At 69.8% G+C, this 2441-nt stretch carries 3 protein-coding genes; 1 reads left to right on the top strand and 2 read right to left on the bottom strand.

From position 1 onward, the window contains the following. Window positions 1-1148, top strand: a 1148-nt coding sequence (locus tag AX669_RS05255) for a long-chain fatty acid--CoA ligase (protein ID WP_156444933.1), incomplete at its 5' end; no start/stop codon positions are given. A gap of 35 nt (window positions 1149-1183) precedes the next feature. Here AX669_RS05255 and AX669_RS05250 read toward each other — a convergent pair. Then, the gene (locus AX669_RS05250; protein ID WP_156444932.1) at window positions 1184-2038 is read right to left on the bottom strand and encodes a hypothetical protein; all 855 of its coding nucleotides are present in this window, start codon (window positions 2036-2038) and stop codon (window positions 1184-1186) included. A 20-nt stretch (window positions 2039-2058) separates the two neighbouring features. Next, window positions 2059-2226: a hypothetical protein gene (locus AX669_RS05245; protein ID WP_006946593.1), complete on the bottom strand. Its 168-nt coding sequence runs from the start codon at window positions 2224-2226 to the stop codon at window positions 2059-2061. Window positions 2227-2441: the final 215 nt, after the last annotated feature.

The following is a 2441-nucleotide window of genomic DNA, read 5'->3' as shown; positions in this document are numbered from 1 at the left end:
GCGGTGAGGAGAACAACGGCACCCTGCTGTTCCTGCCGCTCGCCCACGTCTTCGCCCGCCTCATCCAGTTCGTCGCGATCGCCTCACGCACACGCCTCGCCCACACGACGATCGGGACGCTCGTCGACGACCTCGGCACGTACGCGCCGTCGTACCTGCTCGGCGTGCCGCGCGTGTTCGAGAAGGTCTACAACTCCGCCGAGCAGCGCGCGCAGGGCGACGGCCGCGGCAAGATCTTCGCCGCCGCCGCCGACACCGCGATCGCCTACAGCGAGGCGACGAACGCCGGACGCCGCGCGCCGCTCACCCTGCGCGTCAAGCACACCGTGTTCGATCGACTGGTCTACGCGAAGCTGCGCTCGGCGTTCGGCGGTCATCTGCGCTACTCCATCTCCGGGGGCGCTCCCCTGTCGGCCCGGTTGGCGCACTTCTACAACGGCATCGGCCTGCCCGTTCTCGAGGGATACGGACTCACCGAGACGACGGCTCCCGCCTGCGTCAACCCGCCGAAGGCGCTGCGCATCGGCACCGTCGGCCCCGCCTGCCCCGGCGTCGGCCTGCGGATCGACGACGACGGCGAGATCCTCGTCAAGGGCATCAACGTCTTCCGCGAGTACTTGCACAACCCCGAGGCCACCGACGAGGCGAAGATCGACGGCTGGTTCCGCACCGGCGACCTCGGTGAACTGGACGCCGACGGCTACCTGTCGATCACGGGGCGCAAGAAGGACATCCTCGTGACGGCGGGCGGCAAGAACGTCAGCCCCGCCAAGCTGGAGGATTCCCTGCGCTCGCACCCCCTCATCGCAGAAGCCGTCGTCGTGGGCGACGCCAAACCGTTCATCGCGGCGCTGCTGTGCCTCGACGAGGAGATGCTGCCCGGCTGGGCGAGCGCGCACGGCATCACCGACCTGGACCCCGCAGACGCAGCACAGGATCAGCGGGTACTCGACGAACTGCAGAAGGCCGTCGACCAGGCCAACACCCTCGTCTCCCGCGCCGAGTCGATCCGCGCCTTCCGGGTGCTGACCACGCCTCTGACTCAGGAATCCGGGCACCTGACGCCGTCGCTCAAGGTCAAGCGCAACGTCGTGCTCGACGACTACGCCGACGTCATCGACTCGATCTACTCCTCTCCCCGCACCTGAGACAGCTCACGCCGCCTCGTCGCCGTCGTCACCCCTCACCGGAGCCGACCTGACAGCCAGGTGGTGAAGCTCTCTCGACCCGCGACGAGTGGCGCCGCGACTGCGGTCGCGTCACGCGGTCGGGCGCGCACTAGGGCGACGACCCGTGCGGTGCCTGCACCATCGGCGAGATACGTGACGTAGGCGTGCGCCCATTCGTATCCGAGCTCGGTGCCCACCTGCTCCTGCGGGGGCGGTGAATCCCCGATCTTCTTCTGCGGCGCCGCTTGGGCGAGCGTCGGCCAGCGGCTGCGTTCAGGCACCGACACGAGAGGTGCGGCCGTCCACTCGGCGGCTCCCTCCTTCAGCCACCACTGCGTCGCGTCCGCGCCGAACTGCCCGAGCGACAGATGCGTCAGCTCGTGCGCGAGAACGACCCGGCGGCCGCCCTCCGTCAGCGACGAGGCGACAGAGGGCGCGAGGAACACACCCTGCCTCGTGGTGACGCCCGCGGTGCCGGCGTCCAACCCGTCGGCACTCGCCGCGAACTCCGCGTCGTCCCGGCAGAGCGTCACCCGCAGATCACCTTCGAGACCCGCCGGCCGCGTGGTGCCCCACACCTCAGCGATCCGGTGCGCGGCCGCCTCGACGCGCGCGCGCCACTGCGCCGAGGCATCGTCCCCGGCCCCTGATGGCGAGGACGCGCCTTCGTCGAGCGCGTTCGGCAACCGCAGCACCACGCGCCCGAGGACGGTGTCGATCGTGAGGCTGGAGACCCCGCCATCGGTTCCGCCACTTGCCTCGGCTGACGACGATGTGCCCCCGGGTCGGCGCTCGCACCCTGCGAGCCCCAGGATCGCCCCCGCGGGGGCGCTGACGCCTCCCAGGACGAAGTGGCGTCTCGACAGCATGGCGCAAGCGTAGGAGGTTCTCACACGGCGGCGCGCAGACCGGCGAACGGAGCGCTCTCCAGCAGCGCTGACGCCGCGTCCTCATCACCGACGAGACCGGCGCTGCAGAGCATGTCGAGAACACGGTGGTCCTCCTCCTCCCAGACGGGGCCGCTGGTGACGGCGGGCATGTCCAGGAACGTCTTCATGACGCACGTGTCGCACGCACGACCTCGTGCCGGGCACGAATCACAGGTGATGAGCATGACGCCTCCTCGAAGCGCTGATCGGTCGATTCCCCAACGGGTCTCGATGTGTTTCGCACGCTAGGTTCGAGCACCGACAACCCCGCCGTCCCGGGCGATTCGGGGGTCATCGACACGTTCGTCGCGGTCGAAGATCGCCCGCGTCCGACCTCCGCGAC

Origin of the sequence: Dermacoccus sp. CCH2-D9, from assembly GCF_001556795.1 — a bacterium.
GTDB lineage: Bacteria > Actinomycetota > Actinomycetes > Actinomycetales > Dermatophilaceae > Dermacoccus > Dermacoccus nishinomiyaensis.
This window is presented reverse-complemented; position numbering and strand designations above follow the sequence as displayed.